Source organism: Kribbella sp. CA-247076, from assembly GCF_050942445.1.
Taxonomy (GTDB): Bacteria; Actinomycetota; Actinomycetes; order Propionibacteriales; family Kribbellaceae; genus Kribbella.
Window position 1 is genome coordinate 7,377,181 of the sequence record NZ_CP192051.1, and the last position, 20,321, is coordinate 7,397,501.

General features: G+C 70.7%; 23 protein-coding genes. 9 read left to right on the forward strand and 14 right to left on the reverse strand.

Annotated elements, in window-relative coordinates; translation table 11 throughout:
* Window positions 1-58: 58 nt before the first annotated feature.
* Entirely contained in the window at window positions 59-1,501 is a 1,443-nt protein-coding gene (locus tag ACQPYZ_RS35255) for an ankyrin repeat domain-containing protein (RefSeq protein WP_433163661.1), read from the forward strand.
* On the opposite strand, the gene ACQPYZ_RS35260 is transcribed toward ACQPYZ_RS35255, so the two are convergent.
* On the reverse strand, window positions 1,467-2,612 hold the full coding sequence (locus ACQPYZ_RS35260) for a calcium:proton antiporter (RefSeq protein WP_433163663.1): 1,146 nt from the start codon (window positions 2,610-2,612) through the stop codon (window positions 1,467-1,469). The genes ACQPYZ_RS35255 and ACQPYZ_RS35260 overlap by 35 nt on opposite strands.
* A gap of 72 nt (window positions 2,613-2,684) precedes the next feature.
* Between ACQPYZ_RS35260 and ACQPYZ_RS35265 the strand changes: the two genes are divergently transcribed.
* The gene (locus ACQPYZ_RS35265; RefSeq protein WP_433163665.1) at window positions 2,685-3,188 is read left to right on the forward strand and encodes an N-acetyltransferase family protein; all 504 of its coding nucleotides are present in this window, start codon (window positions 2,685-2,687) and stop codon (window positions 3,186-3,188) included.
* Here the strand turns inward: ACQPYZ_RS35265 and ACQPYZ_RS35270 are convergent, their stop codons facing one another.
* Window positions 3,189-4,070 (reverse strand): LysR family transcriptional regulator ArgP, encoded by an 882-nt coding sequence (locus ACQPYZ_RS35270; RefSeq protein WP_433163667.1) that lies wholly within the window; start codon window positions 4,068-4,070, stop codon window positions 3,189-3,191.
* A 74-nt stretch (window positions 4,071-4,144) separates the two neighbouring features.
* On the opposite strand from ACQPYZ_RS35270, the gene ACQPYZ_RS35275 reads away from it, so the two are divergent.
* Both ACQPYZ_RS35275 and ACQPYZ_RS35280 read left to right on the forward strand, forming a co-directional pair.
* A complete protein-coding gene (locus ACQPYZ_RS35275; protein WP_433163669.1) occupies window positions 4,145-4,741 on the forward strand; it encodes a LysE/ArgO family amino acid transporter in 597 nt (198 codons plus the stop codon).
* Window positions 4,742-4,755: 14 nt separating this feature from the next.
* Window positions 4,756-5,556, forward strand: a complete 801-nt coding sequence (locus ACQPYZ_RS35280) for an MBL fold metallo-hydrolase (RefSeq protein ID WP_433163671.1) — start codon at window positions 4,756-4,758, stop codon at window positions 5,554-5,556.
* On the opposite strand, the gene ACQPYZ_RS35285 is transcribed toward ACQPYZ_RS35280, so the two are convergent.
* On the reverse strand, window positions 5,553-6,464 hold the full coding sequence (locus tag ACQPYZ_RS35285) for an SDR family oxidoreductase (protein WP_433163673.1): 912 nt from the start codon (window positions 6,462-6,464) through the stop codon (window positions 5,553-5,555). The genes ACQPYZ_RS35280 and ACQPYZ_RS35285 overlap by 4 nt on opposite strands.
* 47 nt (window positions 6,465-6,511) lie before the next feature.
* Between ACQPYZ_RS35285 and ACQPYZ_RS35290 the strand changes: the two genes are divergently transcribed.
* On the forward strand, window positions 6,512-7,207 hold the full coding sequence (locus tag ACQPYZ_RS35290) for a TetR/AcrR family transcriptional regulator C-terminal domain-containing protein (protein WP_433163674.1): 696 nt from the start codon (window positions 6,512-6,514) through the stop codon (window positions 7,205-7,207).
* Here ACQPYZ_RS35290 and ACQPYZ_RS35295 read toward each other — a convergent pair.
* From ACQPYZ_RS35295 to ACQPYZ_RS35305, 3 genes are all read right to left on the reverse strand, one after another.
* The gene (locus tag ACQPYZ_RS35295) at window positions 7,126-8,058 is read right to left on the reverse strand and encodes a DMT family transporter (RefSeq protein WP_433163676.1); all 933 of its coding nucleotides are present in this window, start codon (window positions 8,056-8,058) and stop codon (window positions 7,126-7,128) included. The two genes, ACQPYZ_RS35290 and ACQPYZ_RS35295, sit on opposite strands and share 82 nt — an antisense overlap.
* Window positions 8,059-8,068: 10 nt before the next feature.
* Complete coding sequence (locus tag ACQPYZ_RS35300) at window positions 8,069-9,205, reverse strand: MFS transporter (RefSeq protein WP_433163678.1); 1,137 nt, start codon at window positions 9,203-9,205, stop codon at window positions 8,069-8,071.
* Window positions 9,206-9,364: 159 nt separating this feature from the next.
* Window positions 9,365-9,943 (reverse strand): DUF4865 family protein, encoded by a 579-nt coding sequence (locus ACQPYZ_RS35305; RefSeq protein ID WP_433163680.1) that lies wholly within the window; start codon window positions 9,941-9,943, stop codon window positions 9,365-9,367.
* 73 nt (window positions 9,944-10,016) lie between these two features.
* Between ACQPYZ_RS35305 and ACQPYZ_RS35310 the strand changes: the two genes are divergently transcribed.
* Window positions 10,017-10,892, forward strand: a complete 876-nt coding sequence (locus tag ACQPYZ_RS35310) for a hypothetical protein (RefSeq protein ID WP_433163682.1) — start codon at window positions 10,017-10,019, stop codon at window positions 10,890-10,892.
* Here the strand turns inward: ACQPYZ_RS35310 and ACQPYZ_RS35315 are convergent.
* Genes ACQPYZ_RS35315 through ACQPYZ_RS35325 form a run of 3 tightly spaced genes read right to left on the reverse strand, consistent with a single transcriptional unit; the run spans window position 10,879 to window position 12,642 of the window.
* Complete coding sequence (locus ACQPYZ_RS35315; protein ID WP_433163683.1) at window positions 10,879-11,277, reverse strand: GNAT family N-acetyltransferase; 399 nt, start codon at window positions 11,275-11,277, stop codon at window positions 10,879-10,881. The genes ACQPYZ_RS35310 and ACQPYZ_RS35315 overlap by 14 nt on opposite strands.
* An 18-nt stretch (window positions 11,278-11,295) precedes the next feature.
* Window positions 11,296-12,282 carry a pyridoxal-phosphate dependent enzyme gene (locus ACQPYZ_RS35320; protein WP_433163685.1) on the reverse strand — a complete coding sequence of 329 codons (987 nt, stop codon included), beginning with the start codon at window positions 12,280-12,282 and terminating at the stop codon, window positions 11,296-11,298.
* Between the two features lie 3 nt (window positions 12,283-12,285).
* Window positions 12,286-12,642, reverse strand: a complete 357-nt coding sequence (locus ACQPYZ_RS35325) for a helix-turn-helix domain-containing protein (protein WP_433163686.1) — start codon at window positions 12,640-12,642, stop codon at window positions 12,286-12,288.
* Between the two features lie 124 nt (window positions 12,643-12,766).
* Between ACQPYZ_RS35325 and ACQPYZ_RS35330 the strand changes: the two genes are divergently transcribed.
* The gene (locus tag ACQPYZ_RS35330; protein ID WP_433163687.1) at window positions 12,767-13,336 is read left to right on the forward strand and encodes a ClpP family protease; all 570 of its coding nucleotides are present in this window, start codon (window positions 12,767-12,769) and stop codon (window positions 13,334-13,336) included.
* 108 nt (window positions 13,337-13,444) lie between these two features.
* Here ACQPYZ_RS35330 and ACQPYZ_RS35335 read toward each other — a convergent pair whose 3' ends face one another.
* Window positions 13,445-14,599 (reverse strand): trans-sulfuration enzyme family protein, encoded by a 1,155-nt coding sequence (locus ACQPYZ_RS35335; protein ID WP_433163689.1) that lies wholly within the window; start codon window positions 14,597-14,599, stop codon window positions 13,445-13,447.
* A gap of 139 nt (window positions 14,600-14,738) precedes the next feature.
* On the opposite strand from ACQPYZ_RS35335, the gene ACQPYZ_RS35340 reads away from it, so the two are divergent.
* On the forward strand, window positions 14,739-15,242 hold the full coding sequence (locus ACQPYZ_RS35340) for an Lrp/AsnC family transcriptional regulator (RefSeq protein ID WP_433163690.1): 504 nt from the start codon (window positions 14,739-14,741) through the stop codon (window positions 15,240-15,242).
* Here ACQPYZ_RS35340 and ACQPYZ_RS35345 read toward each other — a convergent pair.
* The 3 genes from ACQPYZ_RS35345 to ACQPYZ_RS35355 form a co-directional block, all read right to left on the reverse strand.
* The gene (locus tag ACQPYZ_RS35345; RefSeq protein ID WP_433163692.1) at window positions 15,229-16,248 is read right to left on the reverse strand and encodes an LLM class flavin-dependent oxidoreductase; all 1,020 of its coding nucleotides are present in this window, start codon (window positions 16,246-16,248) and stop codon (window positions 15,229-15,231) included. The two genes, ACQPYZ_RS35340 and ACQPYZ_RS35345, sit on opposite strands and share 14 nt — an antisense overlap.
* Window positions 16,249-16,382: 134 nt before the next feature.
* A complete protein-coding gene (locus ACQPYZ_RS35350; protein WP_433163693.1) occupies window positions 16,383-16,910 on the reverse strand; it encodes an NADPH-dependent FMN reductase in 528 nt (175 codons plus the stop codon).
* Between the two features lie 45 nt (window positions 16,911-16,955).
* A complete protein-coding gene (locus ACQPYZ_RS35355) occupies window positions 16,956-17,360 on the reverse strand; it encodes a hypothetical protein (RefSeq protein ID WP_433163695.1) in 405 nt (134 codons plus the stop codon).
* 140 nt (window positions 17,361-17,500) lie between these two features.
* Here ACQPYZ_RS35355 and ACQPYZ_RS35360 point away from each other — a divergent pair, with 140 nt between their 5' ends.
* Entirely contained in the window at window positions 17,501-19,747 is a 2,247-nt protein-coding gene (locus tag ACQPYZ_RS35360; RefSeq protein WP_433163697.1) for a HelD family protein, read from the forward strand.
* On the opposite strand, the gene ACQPYZ_RS35365 is transcribed toward ACQPYZ_RS35360, so the two are convergent.
* On the reverse strand, window positions 19,744-20,316 hold the full coding sequence (locus ACQPYZ_RS35365; protein WP_433163699.1) for a hypothetical protein: 573 nt from the start codon (window positions 20,314-20,316) through the stop codon (window positions 19,744-19,746). The genes ACQPYZ_RS35360 and ACQPYZ_RS35365 overlap by 4 nt on opposite strands.
* Window positions 20,317-20,321: the final 5 nt, after the last annotated feature.

A 20,321-nucleotide genomic window follows, 5' to 3' on the forward strand; every position in this document is an offset into this window, starting at 1 on the left:
GTTCACCTCCTTTCTCGCCTGACGACGCGGACAGCAGGCTCGTAGAGAGGAGGTCGGTATGCCGACCCGGAATCTCCCGAACGACCCGCACCTGGACCATCTGCGCAAGCAGGCCAAGGCCTTGCTCAAGCAGGTCCGCGCCGACGATCCCGCGGCCCGTGCGCTGGCGGACGAGTTCCATCCCGTGCGGACGCTGGCCGACGCACAACTGGTGATCGCGCGGAGCTACGGATTTCCCAGCTGGCCGCGGATCGTGCGGCATCTCGAGTTGGTCGACCGGTACAGCCGGGCGCCACACCGCCAGCAGGTCGGCGGTCCGCTCGACACGCCCGAGCAGCGCGCCGACGAGTTCCTCCGGCTCGCGACCTTGCACTACGGCGAGGACGATCCCGCCCGGCAACGGTCCGCGCGGCAGCTGCTCGACCGCTACCCGGAGATTGCCTTCAGCAACATCTACACGAAGGTGGTGGCCGGTGAGCTGGACGCCGTCCGGGACGAGCTGCCCCAGTGGGCCCGGGAGGAAGGCGGGCCGTACCGCTGGGAGCCGCTGCTCTACCTGACCTACAGCCGCCTCGATGCACCCCATCAGGTGGAAATCGCCCGCCTGCTGCTCGAGCACGGCGCGGATCCGAACGCCGGCTACCTGTGGCAGGGGCTGCCGTCACCGTTCACCGCGCTGACCGGCGTCTTCGGCCGCGGGGAAGGTGATCAGCCACCGCATCGCGACCGGCTCGAGCTGGCCCGCCTGCTCCTCGACGCCGGCGCCGACCCGAACGACAGCCAGACCATGTACAACTGCGGCCCGGGGTCTCCCCCGCCGTACGACGAGGTCCACCTGGAGCTCCTGCTCGAGTACGGCCTCGGACGCGGCGACGGCGGCCCGTGGCACAAGCGGCTGACCGCGGCGCACCCGACGCCACAGCAACTGCTCGAGGACGAGCTCGTCTTCGCGGCCTACCAAGGACAGCTCCGCCGCGCCGAGCTGGTTCTTGCGCAGGGCACCGATCCCGAAGGCAAGGGCACCGAACACCCGGCCTACCACGGACACCGTCCCTACGAACTGGCCGCGATCCAGGGCCACACCGAGGTCGCCGCATTGCTCCGCGCACACGGCGCCGCGCCGCTGGACGACGTCCACGAGGTGTACGCCGCGATCATGCGTGGTGAGACCCCGGACATCAGCCCCGAGCTCGCCGCCCGGGCCATCGCTCGCAACCCGTATCTGCCGATCCGGGCGGCCGAGATCGGCCGGACCGAAGCCCTGCAACCGCTGCAGGATCTGGGGTTCGACCTCAACGTCAACCGGGGCACCACGCCCATCCACCGGCCCGCGCTCAACGGGCACCTCGACACCGTCAAGAAGCTGATCGAGCTGGGCGCGGACCCGACCGTTCGGGACACGATGTACGGCGGGGACGCGCTGAGCTGGGCCGAGCACAACCACCAGCAGGAGGTGGCCGACTACCTCAGGGGCTTACCGCGAGGAACAGGAACGCGCTGAACACCATCAGGTGTACGGCGCCTTGCAGCAACGTCGCCCGACCGGTGGCCAGCGTCAGCATGCTGGTCACCACGGTCAGCGCGAACAGCACCATCTCCTTGCCACCCAGGCCGAGCACGAGCGGTCCGCTGAGCCAGATGGACGCGATCGCGATGGCCGGGATGGTCAGGCCGATGCTGGCCAGCGCCGAGCCGAGGGCGAGGTTGACGCTGGTCTGGAGGCGGTTGCGCAGGGCGGCGCGGACTGCCGCAACCGTCTCCGGCAGCAGCACCAGCAAGGCGATGAGAACGCCGACCACGGCCAGCGGCGCGCCGGCCGACTCCACCGCGGCCTCCAGCTTCGGCGACACCGTCTTGGCCAGTCCGACGACCGAGACCAGGCAGACGAACAGCAGTCCCAGGCTGATCAGCGCGATCTTGCCGCTCGGCGCGACGGCGTGCTCGTCGTTGTCCTCGTCGACGGCGACGGCCAGCTCTTCGACGTCGCGGTGCCGCTGGACGTCCGGCGTACCGGACGAGACGGGGAGGAAGTAGTCGCGGTGGCGGACGGTCTGCACGAAGACGAAGACGCCGTACATCACCAGTGAGACGACCCCGGCGAACGCGAGCTGCGCGGCGCTGAACTGCGGCCCCGGCGCGCTGGTGGTGAACGTCGGCAGCACGAGGCTGAGCGTGACCAGAGCGGTCATGACGGCCAACGCGCTGTTGGACGCGCGCACGCGGAACTCCTGCACGTGGTGGCGCAGCGAGCCGACGACCAGTGACAGACCGAGGATGCCGTTGCAGGTGATCATCACCGCGGCGAACACGGTGTCCCGGGCCAGTGACGCCGCCTTGTCGCCGCCAGACGCCATCAGCGTGACGATCAGCGCGACCTCGATCACCGTCACCGCGAGGGCCAGGATCAGCGTGCCGAACGGTTCGCCGACTCGGTGGGCGACCACTTCGGCGTGGTGGACGGCGGCGATCACCGCGGTCCCGAGACCCGCGCAGACCAGGATCAGCAGGATCGCGCCCAGGTCGCGGCCCCAGGACAGCAGCAGGACGACGAATGCGAGCGGGGGCACGGCCAGACTCCAGCGCGGCAACCCATGGACCACCGTGTTTGTCATCCTCAGCAATCCTATGCGCTCGCGCGATAACCGCTTGGCAACCTCCGCCTGGCAGGTGATGCTTCTCGCATCATGTCAGTACGAATCAGAGATGCGGTCGACAACGACTGGCCGGCGATCTGGCCGTTCTTCCGCGACATCGTCACCGCGCGTGAGACCTACGCGTATGACCCGGACCTGACCGAGGAGCAGGGGCGGGCGCTGTGGATGTCGCCCTCGGCGGATCCGCTCAGCCGGACCACGGTGGCGGTCGATGCCGACGGCACCGTCCTGGGCAGCGCGAACATGTACCCGAACCGGCCGGGGCCCGGGTCGCACGTCGCCAGCGCCAGCTTCATGGTCGACGCGGCGGCGCGCGGGAAGGGTGTCGGGCGACTGCTGTGCGAGGACATGATCGCCTGGGCGGGCCGCGAAGGCTTCCGGGCGATCCAGTTCAACGCGGTGGTCGAGACGAACGAGCCGGCCGTCCACCTCTGGCAGGAGCTCGGCTTCGCCGTCATCGGCACGGTCCCGGAGGCCTTCGACCACCCCAAGCACGGGTACGTCGGCCTGCACGTCATGCACCGCTCGCTCTGATCAGCGCAGTCCCGCCGACGCCGCCCGCAGTACGGCAGCGGTCAAGGCGTCCAGGAGCCCGGACTGGAGTTTCCAGTGCTGCCAGTAGAGCGGGACCTCGATGTACTTGCCAGGAGCAACATTCACCAATCGGCCGGCCGCCAGCTCCGGCTGGGCGACCTCGTCCTCGATCATGCCCCAGCCGAGACCGATCCGGACCGCCTGGTGGAAGGCACCAGGCGCGGGCACCGCGTGCGTCGGGGGATCGAGCTTGCGGCGGGTGACCTTGCGGAGCAGCCGGTGCTGCAGCAGGTCCTTGGTGTTGAAGACCATCATCGGTGCCTCGGCGAGCGCGTCGGCCAACGGCTTCCCGGCCAGCCACCGGTCGGCGTACTCCGGCGTCGCGACCGCGAGGTAGCGCATCTTCCCCAGCGGTACGACGCGACAGCCCTGGACCGGCCGTGGATCGGCGGTGACCGCGGCGAGCACCGTGCCGTTGCGCAGGAACTCGGCGGAGTGCTCCTCGTCCTCCTGGTGCACCACGAACCGGGCCGCGTGCTGCTCGGACAGGTCGAGCATGGCGGGCAGGAACCAGTTGTTGAGCGAGTCCGCGTTCACCGCGATCGGCAGCCGGAGCGTGTCGGCCCGGCCGCGGACGGCGGCGATCGCCTCGAGCTCCAGCAGCGAGACCTGCCGGGCGAGCCGCAGCAGCGCCTCTCCCGCCTCGGTCGGTCGCGCCGGCTTGCCACGCATCACCACCACCTGGCCGAGCCTGCCCTCCAGCGCTTTGATGCGCTGGCTCACGGCCGAGGGCGTGATGCTCAAGCGCCGAGCCGCCGCGTCGAAGCTGCCTTCGTCGACCACGGCCGCGAACGTGTCGAGCTGTGCTGAGTCGATCTGCATGATGAAGCCATGCTAATGCCGCTGCAGAATCTTTAGCTGGTGTGACCGAGCGTCGGATGCCTAACGTCGACGACATGCCCCTCCTCGCCGGCTTTGCCACGACGTTGTCCCTAATCGTCGCGATCGGAGCGCAGAACGCGTTCGTTCTGCGGCAGGGCCTGCGCCGCGAGCACGTCCTGCCGGTCGTGCTGGTCTGCTCGCTGTCCGACGCGCTGCTGATCTCCAGCGGCATCGCCGGTCTCGGCGCTCTGTTGACCCGCAGCGAGGTCGCTCTCGGCATCGCGAAGTACGGCGGCGCCGCCTTCCTCTACGCGTACGCCGCCTTCGCCTTCAAACGTGCACTGAAGCCGGGCGCGATCAGCCCGGCCGACCACGCGCCCGCCGCGTTGCGTAGCGTCCTGCTCACCTGTCTCGGGTTCACCTACCTCAACCCACACGTCTATCTCGACACCGTCGTCCTGCTCGGCTCGCTCGCCAACCAGCGCGGCGCGGACGGACGGTGGATCTACGGCCTGGGCGCGGTGACCGCGTCGTTCAGTTGGTTCTTCGCGCTCGGCTTCTTCGCGCGCAGGCTGACGCCGCTGTTCGCCCGGCCGCGCGCCTGGCAGATCCTCGACTCGGGGATCGGGGTGGTGATGGCCGGTCTGGCCACGTGGATGCTCCTTCCCTGACCCACACTGACTCCGTGGACGTGACAGTGTTGTGTGACGCGGTGGCGGTGTTCCCGGAGCCGATCGACGAGGCGTTACCCGGCTGGACGCCGACGCACGCGGAGTGGACGGCCGAGGTGATGCCGGGCAACGTCCAGGGCAGCGGGTGGTGGCTGCACTTCCACAGCTACCTGCTGACCGGCGAGGCCGGCGTCGTCCTGGTCGACGCGGGCATCGGGCCCGCGGGTGGCGAGGCGGCGACGTGGCTCGGGGTGAGCGGCCGGTTGCCGGCGCTGCTCGCGAAGGTGGGCGTCCAGGAGTCCGACATCGACACCGTCGTGCTGACGCATGTCCATCTGGATCACGTGGGGTGGAGTGCCGAAGGTGAGCGTCCACGGTTCACCAACGCGGAGTACGTCGTCCAGCGCGACGAGATCGAGCACGTGCGCGGCGGGACGACGTACGAGCGGATGATCCGGCCGATCGTCGAAGCCGGTCAACTGCGGGTTGTGGACGGCGAGACCGCGTTGCCCGGGATGCGGCTGCTGCCGACGCCGGGGCACACACCCGGGCACCAGTCGGTCGTGACTGAACGGGCAGTGCTCGGCGGTGACGTGTGGGTGCACCCGGCGCAGGCCCGGTGGCCCGAGCTCACCTACGTGTACGAGCGTGATCCCGCCAGGGCGATCACCTCGCGGCGAGAGGTGCTCGCGGTGGCGGCCGCATCGGGGATCCCGATCGCGGCCGCGCATCCGCATGCGGCCCTGTCCGGTGACGTCCGTCCACTGTCGACACCGACGGCCGGCGTCGAGGTGTGCCCGCCGTACAGGCTTTAGCGGTAGCCGGTGGTGTCGGCCGGCTTGCCCGGGCCCTGGACCTCGACCATGTAGCGCCAGGCGTCCGGGCAGCTGCCGTCGAGATCGGTGAAGCCGTACAGCCGGGCGAGCTCGCCGCTCGACGTGGACTTGCCGTTCCAGCGGCGTACGTCGGGATCCGCGGCCAGGGCGGCCACCGCGCGGCCGACGTACGACGGGCTCTCGGAGATGGCGAAGTGCGGGATCCGCTCGGTCGCGTCCCGCCAGGTGTCCTCGGTCACGCCGAAGCCCTCGAGCATCGCCTCGGACCGCAGCCAGCCCGGGGTCAGCAGGACGGCGGTGGCGTCGTACTTGTCGAGCTCGTGCGCGAGGGCGAACGCGATCCGGCTGACCGCGCCCTTGGCGACGTCGTAGAAGAACGAGACCCGGTAGTTGTCCGCGTTGTACTCGTTGGTCCCGTCGGTCATCTCGACGACCAGGCCGCCCGGTGACTTGATCAGCAACGGCAACGCGAAGTGGCTGGTGATCACGTGCGTGTCGACACCGAGCCGGAGCAGCCGGAGACCGGCGTCGAGGTCGCTCTCCCAGACGGTCTTGTCCCACTCGGGCTCACCGAACTGACCCCAGATGTCGTTCACCAACAGGTGCAGCGCGCCCTGCTCGCGCTCGATCCGGTCGACCAGTGCGCGGACCTGCTCCGGGTCCAGATGGTCGGTCGGTACGGCGATGCCGTGGCCGCCGGCCCGGTCGACCAGCTCGGCGGTCTCCTCGATCGTCTCCGGCCGGTTCATCTCCGACCGCCTCCCCTGCGTACTGCGCCCGGTCACGTAGACGGTCGCGCCGGCGGCCCCGAGCTGGACCGCGATCCCGCGCCCGGCCGCCCGGGTCGCCCCGGTCACCAACGCCACCTTCCCCGCCAACGGCTTCATCGCCCACTCCTTTTCCATACGTTGTATGGTTATGTACCATACGGCGTATGGTTAATGCTGGCAAGCGGTCTGGACGGCCCCGGGCCGGCGAGGAGCGGCTGAGCCGGGAGGCGATCCTGGCGGCGGCGCTACGGCTCGTCGACGACGAGGGCATCGAGGCGCTCACCATGCGCCGGCTCGCCGCGACCCTCGGGGTCAACCCGATGTCGCTCTACCACCACCTGCCGAACAAGGCCGCCGTCCTGGCCGGCCTGGCGGAGCTGGTGTTCGCCGACCTGGAGCAGCCCGATCCGGGCGACGCGGTGCCGTGGCAGGACCAACTGAAGGACGCGGCCCGGACCTACCGGAGCGCGCTCCAGGCGCATCCGAACCTCGCCCTGCAGGTGCTGTCCGACCCGGCCGCGGTGTCGGACGTGGTCGTCGTGACCGTCGAGCCGTTCTACCGCGCGCTCGACCGCGCCGGCTTGTCACCGCGCCAGATCTTCGAGTCGGTGAACACGCTCGTCGACTTCATCCACGGCTTCACCCTCGGCGAGGCCGCGGTGCGCGCCGAGACCTTCGAGCTGGCGCCGGACCTGCTCACCCGGGTGCGGAGCCTGCCCGCGGGCAAGGCGCCGACGCTCGCGCGGATCGTCGGCGAGCTCGGCCCGGAGGGTCTCGCCTACGACTTCGACAGCGGCTTCGAGTCCGGCCTGACCGTCCTCACCACCGGCTTCGCCGCCGTCCCCCGCCGCGCCCGGTAACGCGAGACCGCGACGCCGATCAGGCAGAGCGCGCCGCCGAGGTAGGCCAGCGGTGCCGGGCTCTCGTCGAGCAGCAGCCAGCCGAGGAGGATCGTCAACGGCGGGACCAGGTACGTCGTCGCGCCCATCCGCCCCGCCGTCGTCCGGGCCAGCGCGTACGCCCAGGTCGTGAAGGCGATCGCAGTCGGGAACGCACCGAGGAACACGACCCACCAGATGGTCGACGGTCGTGCGTCAGCCGTCTCCCGGACCAGCGCGGGCGTGAAGGGCAGGCAACTCACCGTACCGATCACGCACGCCAGCCAGGTGACCTCGAGTGCCGGCAGTCTGGCCAGCAACGGTTTCTGCGAGACGACCCCGATCGCGTACGCCGCCGCCGCGACGAGGCAGAGCACCACACCCCAGGTCTCGGCCCGGCCTTCCGACGAGGACAACCCGATCAGGACGACCCCGCCGAACGCGGCGATGCTTCCGAGCACCAGTTGGCGCGGAAATCCCTCGTGCAGGAGCACGCCGGCCAGCAAGGCGATCAGCAGCGGGCCGATGTTCACCAGCATCGCGGTCGTGCCGGCGTCGAGGCGTTGCTCCGCCTCGTTCAGAGCCAGGTTGTAAACGCCGAACCACAGCAGGCCGCAGACGAGCAGGAACTTCCAGTCACCTCGGGCCGGCCAGCGGCGTGGGCGGGTGAACGCGAACACGCCCAGCAGCACGCTGCCCACCAGCAACCGGCCCAACGACAGCGCACCGGCCGAGAACTCGTGCCCGACGTGACGGATGGCCACGAAAGCCGACGCCCACAGCACCACCGTCACCGCCGCGGCACCAGCCGCCAGCACTGCCTCCTTCTTCATGCTTGCCAGGCTAGGTGTCCGATAGTTCGGCGGGCACCGAATTCTTCGCCGGTGGGAGCGCGAAGGGTACGACGGCCGCCGTGAGCAGCACGGGGACCGTCAACGCGGCCACCAGGACCGCCAGGCTGAACCACAGCGAGCCGAGGGCGAAGCCGGCGTACACCGCGACCGCGAAGACCTCGGCGAAGAACCCGGACACCGAGGTCACGGTCGCCCGCGCCCGACCGGTGATCGAGTCCTGCAGTCGCGCCTCCGCGATCACGATCACCAGCTGCATCACGCCGTACCCGAGCGCGATCGGCGCGAAGCCCCAGGCCGACCCGCTCAGTGCTCCCCAGGCGATCAGTCCCGCGGTCGCGCCGAGACCGACGGCGAAGGTTGCTGCAGGCAACTTATACGCCGGTCCCGCGAGCGCACCGCCGATCGCCTGGGCGGCCACGGTGCCCGCGATCAGGAGCGGCACGATCGTCGTGGACGCGCCGGCGTCCCGGGCGAGCAACGGGAAGTACTCGTCAAATGCCAGGAAGCCGCCGAGCAAGGCCACCAGCGCCACCGCCCTCCGCACCGGACGACTGGTCAGCGCCTCGGTCACACCGGCCTTCAGCGTGGACCAGTACTCCGCCAGGGCCGCCCGGGTCGTGGTCGGCTCCGGCTCGGCCTCGGGATCCCCCGGCTCCTCGGCCGAGGTGGCCCGGGGTGCCTCCGGGAGCGACCACGCCACGACCGCCTGGGCGAGACAACTGAGCACGCTGACGACACCGGCCAGCACGTAGCCACCGAGGTCGAACAACGGCGCGGCCAACGCGGTCGCGGCCAGGTTCAGGGCGAGGGCGGCCGACCGGGCCCGGCCGAGCAGTCCGGCGTACCTGTCGGTGCGGTCGCGTGCGGCCAGCTCGTCGTACACGAAGGCCTCGAACGTGCCGGAGATCAGCGCGGACGACATCCCCCACAGGACGAAGCCGAGCGCGAAACCGGCGAACGAGGGCACCGCGATCCAGGCGGCGTACCCCAGCCCGCTGATCAGCGCGCCGAGGATCAGCAGCTTGCGTCGCGAGTACGTGTCCGCCCAGGCGCCCGACGGCACCTCGAGGACGAAGGCGGTCGTCGACCAGATGACGAACAGCAGCGAGATCTGGGCGGGCGACAACCCGTGGTCGGCGAACAGCAGCTGGTACAGCGGATACAGCGGGATGAAGTCCTGCAGCGCCTCGAACGCGACGATGCGGGCGGACAGGCTCTTCGGTAGGCGGTCAGGGCGTCAAAGGTGCGGGCTCGTGTACTTCATGTCTGGAAAGATACGGCGAAATCACCGCCCGAGCAGGTCCTTTCTGCCGGGTGTGGACAAGTGCAGCACCTGGTACCGCGTGCCGGGCACCACGCCCGGCTCCGCCGAGCTCCACAGGGTGAAGTGCACCAACTCCCAACGCGTCGGATCCACCGCCAGCGCGGCCGAGTGGACATCGTCGCGCGCCGCGGTCCGCCGCAGCGTCTCGAGCGCCTCGGCGACCGGATCCGCCGGGTCCACATCGCTTGCCAGCGTCTCCACGTGCTTGGTTGCGCTCAACGCGGGCAGATCGACGTCCGGCCCGGGCAACGCCTCCACGCCGGTCCAGTGCCGCACCGGGGGCCGGCCGAACGACGTGCAGATCGCGGTGAAGAAGCCGCCGCCCCAGAGGAACCGGCTCATCCCGGCCGGGTCGTTCCAGAGGTAGAACGGCGCGTACTGGTTGACCATCGCGCCGTTCGCCCGGTCCTGGATCAGGTACGCCTTGATCCCCAGGCCCTCGAAGTCGTCCAGCCGATGCCCGGTCGTCTCCACCCGCCGCCGGATGATCCCCAGGTCGTAGTCCGCCGGCAACGTGATCTCGTACTCCATCGCATCCATGAGATCCAACATACTAGTAGGTACAGAGGTAAATGAGGAGCGCTTTCGGCCCGTGCTCGGTCAGAGTGGGGTGATGGGAGCTGTGAGTGAGCGGGTCTGGGCAAGGCTGCCCGAGGGCGCCCGGGACGTGCTGGTCGACGGACTCAGTCAGTCCGACCTGCAGTCGGTGCTGCTGGACGTGAGCCGGGAGCGGGCGGCGAAGGTGACGCCGGCACGACTGCTGCAGCGTTGGCAGCAGGACCGGTTCGTACAGCCGTCCGAGACGGATCCGCGGCGGCTCGTGCAGACCCAGCAGCGGCTGTGGGAGCTGCTGCCCGAGCGGTTCGCCGGGGTCGAGCTCTCGCCGGTGACACCGCTCGGCACGTGCTCGGCGATCGCCACCATCAACCAGCACCAGGTGCTCACCACGATGCGCAGTACAGAGGTCGCCAGCGATCCGACCAACGAGCTCGCGCTGGAGGCCGCTGTACGGCGTCGGGCCGGGCAGGCGCGGGTGGATCTGGCCGCGTGTCAGCGGGTCGTCCGGGCGCAGGCGGTCGAGGGGCCGGGGATGTTCGCGCACTTCCAGCTGTTCGCGCTGGTGTCGAGTGCGCGGGACACCGGCTCGGGCCGGACCGAGGCGGAGATGCTGATCGACCACCTGCGGTTCTGGCGCGACGTACTGGGTGATTCCGCCGAGCTGACCTTCACCACGTTCACGCCGTCGGCCGTCCGGGAGCGCATCGACGACACCGTCCGCCCGGCGCTGAAGACCGACCTCGTCGAGGACACCGAGCGGACCACAGGCGCGAACTACTACTCGGGTACGGCGCTGGGCATCGCGGCCGGTGGTGCCGGGCTCGGGGACGGCGGTTTCACCACCTGGACCGCCGATCTGCTGGGCGACGCGAAAGAGCGGTGCCTGACGTCCTGCATCTCGACCGAGCGGCTTACCGCTATCTCAGCTTGAGCAGGCCCGCGTCGGTGGGCCGGAAACCGCAGGCCTCGAGGTAGAAGGCGGTCAGGTGCGGCTCGAAGTCCACGTGCAACCACTCGCACCCGGCGGCCTGCGCCTCATCCGCCGCGGCCAGCACCAGCCGCTTCCCGATCCCCTGCCGCCCGTGGTCGGGATGGACGGCTGTGTCCAGGACGAACGCGTGCCCACCGCCGTCCCAACACACCTGGACGAATCCGATCAGCTCATCGTTGCTGAAGGCACCCACCCAGGTCAGCGCCCAGCGCTCCAGCCGCTCCCGCCACGGCTGCATCGTCACCTCGCAACCGAACGCGATCCCGTGCAGCGTCGACAGCTCCCTGTCGTCGACCGGAAACCGCACCACAAGCTCGACGGACATGACGGAACACCACCTGCTTCAGTTGTGGGCTGCTTCGGTGCTGACGAGGACCACCGTGCTGTCCGCGGTCAGGGCGAGGTGTTCTCGCGCCGCGCGGACACCTGCGAGGGTTGCGGCTCCGCTGGGGCCGGAGGAGATGCCGGCCGCGGCCAGGTCGGCCACGGCCTGCAGGGCTGAGTCGTCGTCGACCGTGACCGCGTGGTCGAGGCCTGACCGCAGTACGGGCCAGGCGAGGCTGGACGGCGTACCGCAGTTCAGACCGGCCATCACCGTCTTGCCGGTCGGGACAGTCATCAGCTCACCGGCCAGCAGGCTCGTGGTGACGCAGGAGGCGCTGGCGGGCTCGACACCGAGCACGGCCGGGGTGGACGAGCCGCTGCGGTAGTGGGTGACGGCCGCTTGCGCGATCGACCCCACACCCATCGGCACCACGACCAGGTCGGGCTGTACGTCGAGCTCGCGGAACAGCGTCGAGTAGCCGTCGACGATGTGCTGCGGCACCACGTCGTACCCAGGCCAGGCGGAGTCCTGGATCAGCAGCCGGTCGTCCACCGCGTACGAGGCTGCCTCGGCGACCGCGGCGTCGTACGAGTCCGGTACGACGGTCACGGTCGCACCCTCCGAGCGGATGGCGTCGATCGCCGCGTCACTCACGACGTCCGGCACGAACACGTGGGCCGGCAGACCGAGCATCGCGGCCCGGCGGGCGACCGCGCGACCGTGGTTGCCGTCGGTCGCGGTGACCAGCTCGACCGGGCCGGGGTGGTCCTGCAGCACGCGGTGGATCGCCCACCACGCGCCGAGGGCCTTGAACGCGGGCAGGCCGAGGCGCTGCGACTCGTCCTTCACCAGCACCTGGCCGACACCCAGCTCCGCGGCCAGGGACGGAACGGAGGTCAGCGGAGTCGGGCGGTGGCCCGGGAGCGTCTGGTGGAAGGCGAGCACCTCGGCCGGCGCAGGGGTCGTCCGCCAGGCCTGCGCGGCCGGGTTGTCGTACCGACGCACCAGCTAGGCGACCAGGCAGAACGCGTCGGCAGAACCGGAGTAAACACGCGGGGAGGAGGTGATCCGGCGCGGGGCCGACTCCTGGACCCGGATCGCGGCGGTCTGCAGCCGGACCGGCAGGGTCGACCGGACGGCGGTGGTCAGGTCGAACTGCACCTCCGCCAGCAGGTCGGTCAGCTCGAGGTCCAGCGCCCGGCAGATCGCGGCCAGGATCTCGGACGACGGCTCCTTGCGGCCGCGCTCGATCTCGGACAGGTACGGCACCGACACCTGCGCCAGCTCGGCGAGCTCGCGCAGGGTGATCCCGCGCTCGCGCCGCAACCGGCGGAAGACGTTCCCGATCACCTGGCGTAGCAACACGTCTGGCCTCCTCGCGTGCGATGTCCTGTACCGAGTGTGCCATCCCGGCCAGGTCTGCGGTGGGCAGATCTGCCACGGGCAGATTCCCGGGCCGTTCCGGGCGGTCCGTGCCCAGGCTGGAGGCATGGAGCTACCGAACACCCTCGACACCCATATCTACCAGCGGCTGCTGTGGCAGCGGATCCTCGTCCTCGGCGACGAGATCAAGGACGAGAACGCCAACGCGCTGTGCGCCCAGCTGATCCTGCTGAACGCCGAGGACCCGAAGGCGGACATCTCGCTCTACATCAACTCCCCCGGCGGCTCGGTGTCGGCCGGGCTGGCGATCCACGACACGATGAACTTCATCAGCAACGACGTGGCGACGTACGCGATGGGACTGGTCGCGTCGATGGGTCAGGTGCTGCTCACCTGCGGGACGCCCGGGAAGCGGTACGCGCTGCCGCACGCGCGGATCATGATGCACCAGCCGACCGGCGGGATGGGTGGTACGGCGTCCGACATCAAGACCCAGGCGGAGCAGGCGATCAAGGCCCGCGAGGACCTGGCTCGCTTGATCTCCGACCGCACCGGGCAGCCGCTGGACCGGATCGAGACGGACTTCGACCGGGACCGCTGGTTCACGCCGGACGCGGCCCGCGACTACGGGATCATCGACCGCGTCCTCACGCGACCCACCCCGGTGCCGGCCTGACGGCCGGCACCGGGGGGAGGAGAAGGAGGAGCCGCGGGCGCTCGGTCGGGGACGGGCGGCCGGAGCGGCTCGGCACGGTGCGGACGGTCGGGGCGGGGTGCGGGCGGCTCAGGGTTGGGGGAGGGCTTGGGCCAGGTCGGCGGTGAGGTCTTCGGGGTCTTCGAGGCCGAGGCTGAGGCGGAGGAGGCTTTCGGACGGTTTGGCCTCGGGCGTGACCAGGCGGTGGGTGAGCGCGGCGGGATGCTGGATGAGGGTGTCCACGCCGCCGAGTGAGACCGCGTGGGTGATGAGCTTCAGACTGCCGGCGACCCGGGCGGCGGCCTCGTAGCCGCCGGCAACGGTGAAGGCCAGGACCGCACCGGGCCCGGACTGCTGCCGGCCGATCAGCGCCTGCGGGTCGGACAGCCCGGGGTAGAACACCTCCGAGACCGCCGGCTGCGCGGACAGCCAGTCCGCCACCTTCCCGGCAGTCGCCTGCTGCGCCCGCACTCGCACCGGCAACGTCTGCAGTCCCCTGTGCAGTTCGTACGCCGCCAACGGGTGCAGCAGGCCGCCGGTGACCGCCCGGATCTGGCGCAACCGGGCGATCCATTCCGCGTCGGCCGCGACGACGCCGCCCATGACGTCTCCGTGGCCGCCGAGGTACTTGGTTGCCGAGTGCAGCACCAGGCTCGCCCCGTGACGAGCCGGTTGCTGCAGGACCGGTGTCGCGAACGTGTTGTCCACGAGCACCGGCACGTCGCCCGCCTGCCGCTTCACCGCGGCCAGGTCGACCAGCTCCACGGTCGGGTTCGCCGGCGTCTCGACGATCACCAGCCCCGTGTCCGGCCGGAGCTCCGCCGCGACGGACGCGGCCGACGTGTAGCTGACCGTCGTACCCAGGAGGCCTGTGGACAACAGGTGGTCCGACCCGCCGTACAACGGCCGGACGGCGACCACGTGCGGACGGTCGGCGGCGACGGTGGCGAGCAGGCAGGCGGTGAGCGCGGCCATGCCCGAGCCGAAGGCGACCGCGCCGTCGGTGTGCTCGAGCTCCGCGAGCGCCTCCTCGAAGCGGGCGACGGTCGGATTCCACAAGCGCTGGTAGACGAGGCTCCCGCCGTCCGGGCCGTCGCCCTGGGCGAGCGCGTCGTACGACGTTCCGCCCGCCGCCACCCCGGGCAGCGGGTACGTCGTGGACAGGTCGATCGGCGGGACGTGGACGCCCAGCGCGGTCAGGTCGTCGCGGCCGGCGTGCACCGACCGGGTGTCGAACTGGGCCATGCGTGCCTCCTCGCGGCTCTGTGGGTAACGCAACGAGAATGGAATCTTCTGCAGATGAGACGCAAGGGTTCCGAAGAAAATTCATCCACAGGCTCATCCACACGCTGTGGATTCTGTGGAGGAGTCCTACAGTGGTGGCATGCCGAAGGATCGTCGGGCCCCCGGTCCCGCTCCGCGCGCGGCCCCCGGCGGGGTCGACGAGGTCGACCGGGAGCTGGTCCGGCTGCTGGCGGCCGACGGCCGGATGCCGAACAACGCGCTCGCCGAGGCGGCCGGGATCGCACCGTCGACCTGCCTGATGCGGGTGCGGTCGCTGCGGGACCGCGGCGTGATCCGCGGGTTCCACGCCGACGTGGACCTGGGCGCGCTCGGGCAGCCGCTGCAGGCGCTGGTCGCGGTGCGCATCGGCGCGCACTCGCGGGACGAGATCAACCGGTTCCGGACGAAGGTGCCGGGCCTACCGGGTGTGCTGTCGCTGTTCCACGTCAGCGGGGCGAACGACTATCTGCTGCACGTGTCGGCGGCGTCGCCGGACGCGCTCCGCGAGTTCGTGCTCGACCACCTGACCGCCGATCCGGCGGTCGCTCATGCCGAGACGAGCCTGATCTTCGAGCACGTCCGCGGTGGCACTACCGGGGCTTGAGACTCCAGGCGGACGCGAGGTGGGTGAAGGACGCGCGGCGCTCGGCCGGGTTGTGGATGTTCGTGGTGATGATGAGTTCGTCCGCGCCGGCGGCGGACGCCCGGCGGGACAGGTCGGCGGCCACCTGGGCCGGCGTACCGACGGAGACCAGGCCGGACCACTCCTCGACCGCAGCGCGTTCGGTCTCGCTCCACGGATAGGCCGCAGCCTCCTCGGGTGACGGCAGCGGGCCGGGGCGGCCGGAGCGCAGACGGAGCATGGACAGAGCGTTGGCGTCCGCGAGCTGCTGCGCGCGTTCCTCGGACTCGGCGACGATCGCGGCCAGCGCCAGGATGACGTGCGGCTCGGTCTGGTGGTCCGACGGCTGGAAGTTCTCCCGGTACGACGCGATCACGCCGGCCGGGTCGAGCGTGCCGAAGTGGCCGGCGTACGCGAAGCCCGTCCCCAGAGCGGCCGCGGCCTGACCGCCGTACGTGCTCGAGCCCAGGATCCACACCGGCGGCAGCGGTACGTCGTCCGGTTGCGCGGAGATCGGCGCGAACGGGTGACCCGTCGGGAAGCCCTCGGCGTACGCGCGGAGCTCGGCGTACTGCTCGGGGAAGTCGTCCGCGCCGAGCGCCTCGCGGCTGCGACGCAGGGCGAGCGCGGTCCGCTGGTCGGTGCCGGGCGCGCGGCCGATGCCGAGGTCGATCCGGCCGGGATGCAGGCCAGCCAGCACGCGGAACGTCTCGGCGACCTTGAGCGGCGAGTGGTTCGGCAGCATGATGCCGCCGGAGCCGACCCGGATCCGCGAGGTGGAGGCGGCGACGGCCGCGATCATCACCTCGGGGGTCGAGCTGGCCACGCTCGGGATGTTGTGGTGCTCCGCCAGCCAGAAGCGGTGGTACCCGGCGGCTTCGGCGGTCCGCGCCAGCTCCAGCGTCTCGTGCAAGGCCTCGGACGGTCGCGTTCCGGTCGGGACCGGCGAGAGGTCGAGCACGGACAGCGGCAGCGGTTCGGCAGTCACGTTCAACCTCCAACCCCTCGGCGCCGGGCCCTATTCCAGGACGCGGACCGCCAGGCCATCACATTCGTCCGCCTCGGCCGGTTCTCAGCGGGCCGGCGGTCGAGTCGCCGCGATTGTGGAGTGCTGGAGGTCCGCTATCCCGGGTACGGCGTCTGGGCGCGGGCGTCCCGGAGTGGCCGGGCCCACCACGCGAGCTGGTCGAGCAGCGCCGTCGCGGCCGCCGGCGTCGTCGGGTCGACCGGGTCGCCGTCCGGGGTGAACGCGTTCTCGGGGAAGCCGAGGGTGTCCCGGATCGTGACCGCGTGCAGCTCGCCGAAGACCAGCCGGAGCTGCTCGGCGGCCCGCAGTCCGCCCGAGCGGCCGCCGTACACGACGAAGGCGATCGGTTTGCCGTACCAGGGCCGGCGGACCGCGTCGATCGCGGTCTTGAGGTCGCCCGGGTAGGCGTGGTTGTACTCGGCGGTCACGATCACCGCGGCATCGGCCTCGTCGATCCTGGCCGGCAGAGCGTCCAGCGGTACGGCGCTCAGGTCGATCAGATCGAGTTTGAAGTCGTCGGACCGCTCGACCTCGCGGGCGAACCACCGGGTGACCACGGTGCCGAAGCGGCCGGCGTCGACGGTGCGGCTGAGCAGGGCCAGCCGCAGCGGATGAACGGTCACGCCGGCGACCGTAGTACCTCAACAACGCTTGAGGTCAAGCTCGTCTCAGCGGCGGTCGAGCGGCGGGTGCGGCGGTTCCGGCAGCCTCGACGGGACGACGCGCAGCCCCGCGAGCGCGAGCGCGGCGACCAGCAAGAGTGCGCCGACGATCGACCACAGGACCAGCCCGGGCAGCAGGCGGCCGACCAGGACGGCGAGGCCGGCACAGCAACAGGCGGCAGCGAGAGCGGTCCCGAACCCGGACTTCCGCCGGCCGATCAGCAGGGTCAACGCGATCAGCGAGATCCCGACGACGACGGCGACCGGCAGGACGCTGAAGATCGCGACGTACCCGTGCGGGTCGCACCGGGGGCCGCACGGCGCGTGCAGGATCGCGACCGGCTGGACGATCGCGGCGGCTGCCGTCACCAGCGTCGCCACCGCGTTGGCGGGATACAGCCAGTGAGTCACGAACGTCCCCACGCTTCGGACCGGCAGTACAGAAAATGCGCCATCCGGGATAACATCAAGGATTTGTGGATACCACCGGAGGAAATGCGGAAATGTCCTTCGGGAACCAACGGGTGGCATTTTATCACGAGGGGTTTGAATTGCCGAATCCGGTCCAGGCCGAGCAGCGTCACCTGACGACCTTCTACGCCGCGCTCGACGCCGAGCGCGAGCGCGCCGAGGCCCGCAAGCAGGACGAGCAACTGGTCCAGACCCGCAACGCGCAGGCGCTGCACCAGCGTGACGGCCGGATCCGTGAGCTGAACGTCCGGCTGGCCCGGCTGAACTCCGCGGAGGAAGGCCTGTGCTTCGGCCGGCTGGACGACGCCGACGGCGAGACCCTGCACGTCGGCCGGATCGGGCTGCACGACGCCGACTACGAGCCGCTGCTGGTCGACTGGCGCGCTCCCGCCGCCCGGCCGTTCTACATCGCGACCGCGGTCGCGAACGAAGGAGTGGTCCGCCGCCGGCACATCAAGACCCGGCTGCGCACGGTGGTCGACGTCCAGGACGAGCAGCTCGACCTCGACCGGGCCGCGCCGGACGCGTCCAAGCCGGGCACCGGGGTGATGGGCGAAGCGGTCCTGCTCGCGGCCCTCGACGCCCGGCGGACCGGCCGGATGGAGTCGATCGTGCAGACGATCCAGGCCGACCAGGACCGGATCATCCGCTCCGAACTGCCTGGAATCCTGGTCGTGCAGGGCGGACCGGGCACCGGGAAAACCGCGATCGCGCTGCACCGCGCCGCGTATTTGCTGTACACCCACCGTGAACAACTGGAAAAGCGCGGAATTCTCGTCGTCGGGCCGAATCCGGCGTTCCTCCGATTCATCGGCGAGGTGTTGCCGTCCCTCGGTGAGGACGGCGTCCGGCTGGTCACGGTCGCCGAGCTGATCCCGGGCCTGACCGCGACCCGGCCCGAGGACGCGGAGAGCGCCGAGGTGAAGGGCCGTCCGGTGATGGCCGAGGTGATCGCCAAGGCGGTCGCCGACCGGCAGTGGGTGCCCGAGCGGCCGATCCGGGTGACCGTCGACCGCACGGTGCTCCGGCTCGACCCGTCGTACTGCGCGGACCTCCGGGACCGGGTGCGCGAGCGGCACCTGACGCACAACCAGGCCCGGCCGTTCTTCCTGACCGAGATCGTCGACTACCTGACGAACCAGTACGCCGAGCTGATCGGTGCGGACCCGCTCGGCGGCGAGAACCTGCTGGACGAGTACGACCTGGCCGAGCTGCGCAAGGAGGTGCTCGCCGAGCCGGCCGTGCAGGCGCTGCTCGACCGCCTCTGGCCGCTGCTCAGCCCGCAGCAACTCCTCGAGGACCTGTACGGCGACGAGGATCGGCTGGCCCTGGCCGCACCACAGTTGAGCGTGCTCGACCGCGAACACCTCCTCCGGTACGGCGCCGACTGGAGCCCGTCCGACGTACCACTGCTCGACGAGGCCGCCGAGCTGCTCGGTGACGACGGGCAGGAAGCGGCTCGGGAGCGGGCGGCCCGGGCCCGCCGGATCGCTTACGCACAAGGGTCGCTGGACGTGCTGACCGGGTCGGCGTCGACCGACTTCGACGACGAGGACGAGTCGGAGGTGCTGACCGCGAAGGACATCCTGGACGCCGAGATGCTCGCGGAACGGTACGAGGCCGAGGACGACCGGACGCTGGCCGACCGCGCCGGGTCCGACCGGCGGTGGACGTATGGGCACGTGATCGTCGACGAGGCGCAGGAGCTCACGCCGATGGCGTGGCGGGCGATCGCACGCCGGTGTCCGTTGCGGTCGATGACCGTGGTCGGTGACGTCGCGCAGACCGGTGCGGTCGGCGGCGGGACGAGCTGGCAGGGTGCGCTCGGGTCCACGTTCGGCGACCGGTGGCGGCTGGCCGAGCTCACGCTGAACTACCGGACGCCGGCGGAGGTGATGGAGCTGGCGGGCGACGTACTGCGCGAGGTCGATCCCTCGGTCGAGGCGCCGCGATCGGTGCGGTCGACCGGGGTCAAGCCGTGGCACGCGGACATCGCGGCCGCGGATCAGGCGGCGTACGTGCAGAAGGTCGCCGCGGAGGAGACGCAGCACGGGAAGGTCGGTGTGATCACGTCACGCAGCCGGCTCGAGCTGGTGCAGGAGGCGGTCGCCCACCTGAGCGAGGTGACGGTCCTGAGCGCGGCCGGCGCCAAGGGCCTCGAGTTCGACTCCGTCCTGGTCGTCGACCCCGACGGCATCCTGGTCGAGTCCCCGCGCGGTCTCCGCGACCTGTACGTCGCCCTCACCCGCTGCACCCAACGCCTCGGGGTGGTCGGCCCTCTTCCCGACGTACTGCGGTCTTCCACCGCTTGGGACGACCGGCGTTAGTGATCGGCGCAGCACTGCTGCTGGTGCTGGGATTCGAAGGGGATGAGGAGGTTGCCGGCGGCCGGCTGGAGCTGGAGGGTGAGGCGGCCGGCCCGGCGGAGGGGGCGGAGGAAGTCGCGGGTGTCGATCAGGGTGTCGTCGGTGACGGGTACGCCGCCGACGGCTTCGAGGTGGTCGATCCCGCAGCGGGTGCGGAGCTCCGCGGCCGGCAGGATGCCGTGCGCCTGTTCGTGTCCGGGCCAGCGGACCGCGCGACCCGCCGTCCCCAGGGCGGCTTCGACGGCGGCGACGTACGCGCCCCGGACGAGCTGACTCGGGCCGGACAGCTCCGGCTCGGACGCGCCCGGCCGGGTGATCGCCAGGCCGACGCGGCGATCGGCGAAGTGCGCGCGGACGGCGTCGGCCAGGTCGGCCGCGCTCATCAGCGAGACGGCGACGTGCGGCCGGTCGCCGCCCGACACCATGTGGGTGCAGGCGACGACCGGTTGGTCGACGACGCCGAACAGGTCGTACAGCAGGTGGTCGGCCTCGGCCGTGTCCCTACTGTCCGCGTCGATCGCGATGATCACTGTCC

Excerpts from the sequence above, each read along its gene's own strand:
- ACQPYZ_RS35255 (WP_433163661.1), top strand. The coding sequence starts at position 59 with ATGCCGACCCGGAATCTCCCGAACGACCCGCACCTGGACCATCTGCGC.
- ACQPYZ_RS35260 (WP_433163663.1), bottom strand. The coding sequence starts at position 2,612 with ATGACAAACACGGTGGTCCATGGGTTGCCGCGCTGGAGTCTGGCCGTG.
- ACQPYZ_RS35265 (WP_433163665.1), top strand. The coding sequence starts at position 2,685 with ATGTCAGTACGAATCAGAGATGCGGTCGACAACGACTGGCCGGCGATC.
- ACQPYZ_RS35270 (WP_433163667.1), bottom strand. The coding sequence starts at position 4,070 with ATGCAGATCGACTCAGCACAGCTCGACACGTTCGCGGCCGTGGTCGAC.
- ACQPYZ_RS35275 (WP_433163669.1), top strand. The coding sequence starts at position 4,145 with ATGCCCCTCCTCGCCGGCTTTGCCACGACGTTGTCCCTAATCGTCGCG.
- ACQPYZ_RS35285 (WP_433163673.1), bottom strand. The coding sequence starts at position 6,464 with ATGAAGCCGTTGGCGGGGAAGGTGGCGTTGGTGACCGGGGCGACCCGG.
- ACQPYZ_RS35290 (WP_433163674.1), top strand. The coding sequence starts at position 6,512 with ATGGTTAATGCTGGCAAGCGGTCTGGACGGCCCCGGGCCGGCGAGGAG.
- ACQPYZ_RS35295 (WP_433163676.1), bottom strand. The coding sequence starts at position 8,058 with ATGAAGAAGGAGGCAGTGCTGGCGGCTGGTGCCGCGGCGGTGACGGTG.
- ACQPYZ_RS35305 (WP_433163680.1), bottom strand. The coding sequence starts at position 9,943 with ATGGATGCGATGGAGTACGAGATCACGTTGCCGGCGGACTACGACCTG.
- ACQPYZ_RS35310 (WP_433163682.1), top strand. The coding sequence starts at position 10,017 with ATGGGAGCTGTGAGTGAGCGGGTCTGGGCAAGGCTGCCCGAGGGCGCC.
- ACQPYZ_RS35315 (WP_433163683.1), bottom strand. The coding sequence starts at position 11,277 with ATGTCCGTCGAGCTTGTGGTGCGGTTTCCGGTCGACGACAGGGAGCTG.
- ACQPYZ_RS35330 (WP_433163687.1), top strand. The coding sequence starts at position 12,767 with ATGGAGCTACCGAACACCCTCGACACCCATATCTACCAGCGGCTGCTG.
- ACQPYZ_RS35335 (WP_433163689.1), bottom strand. The coding sequence starts at position 14,599 with ATGGCCCAGTTCGACACCCGGTCGGTGCACGCCGGCCGCGACGACCTG.
- ACQPYZ_RS35340 (WP_433163690.1), top strand. The coding sequence starts at position 14,739 with ATGCCGAAGGATCGTCGGGCCCCCGGTCCCGCTCCGCGCGCGGCCCCC.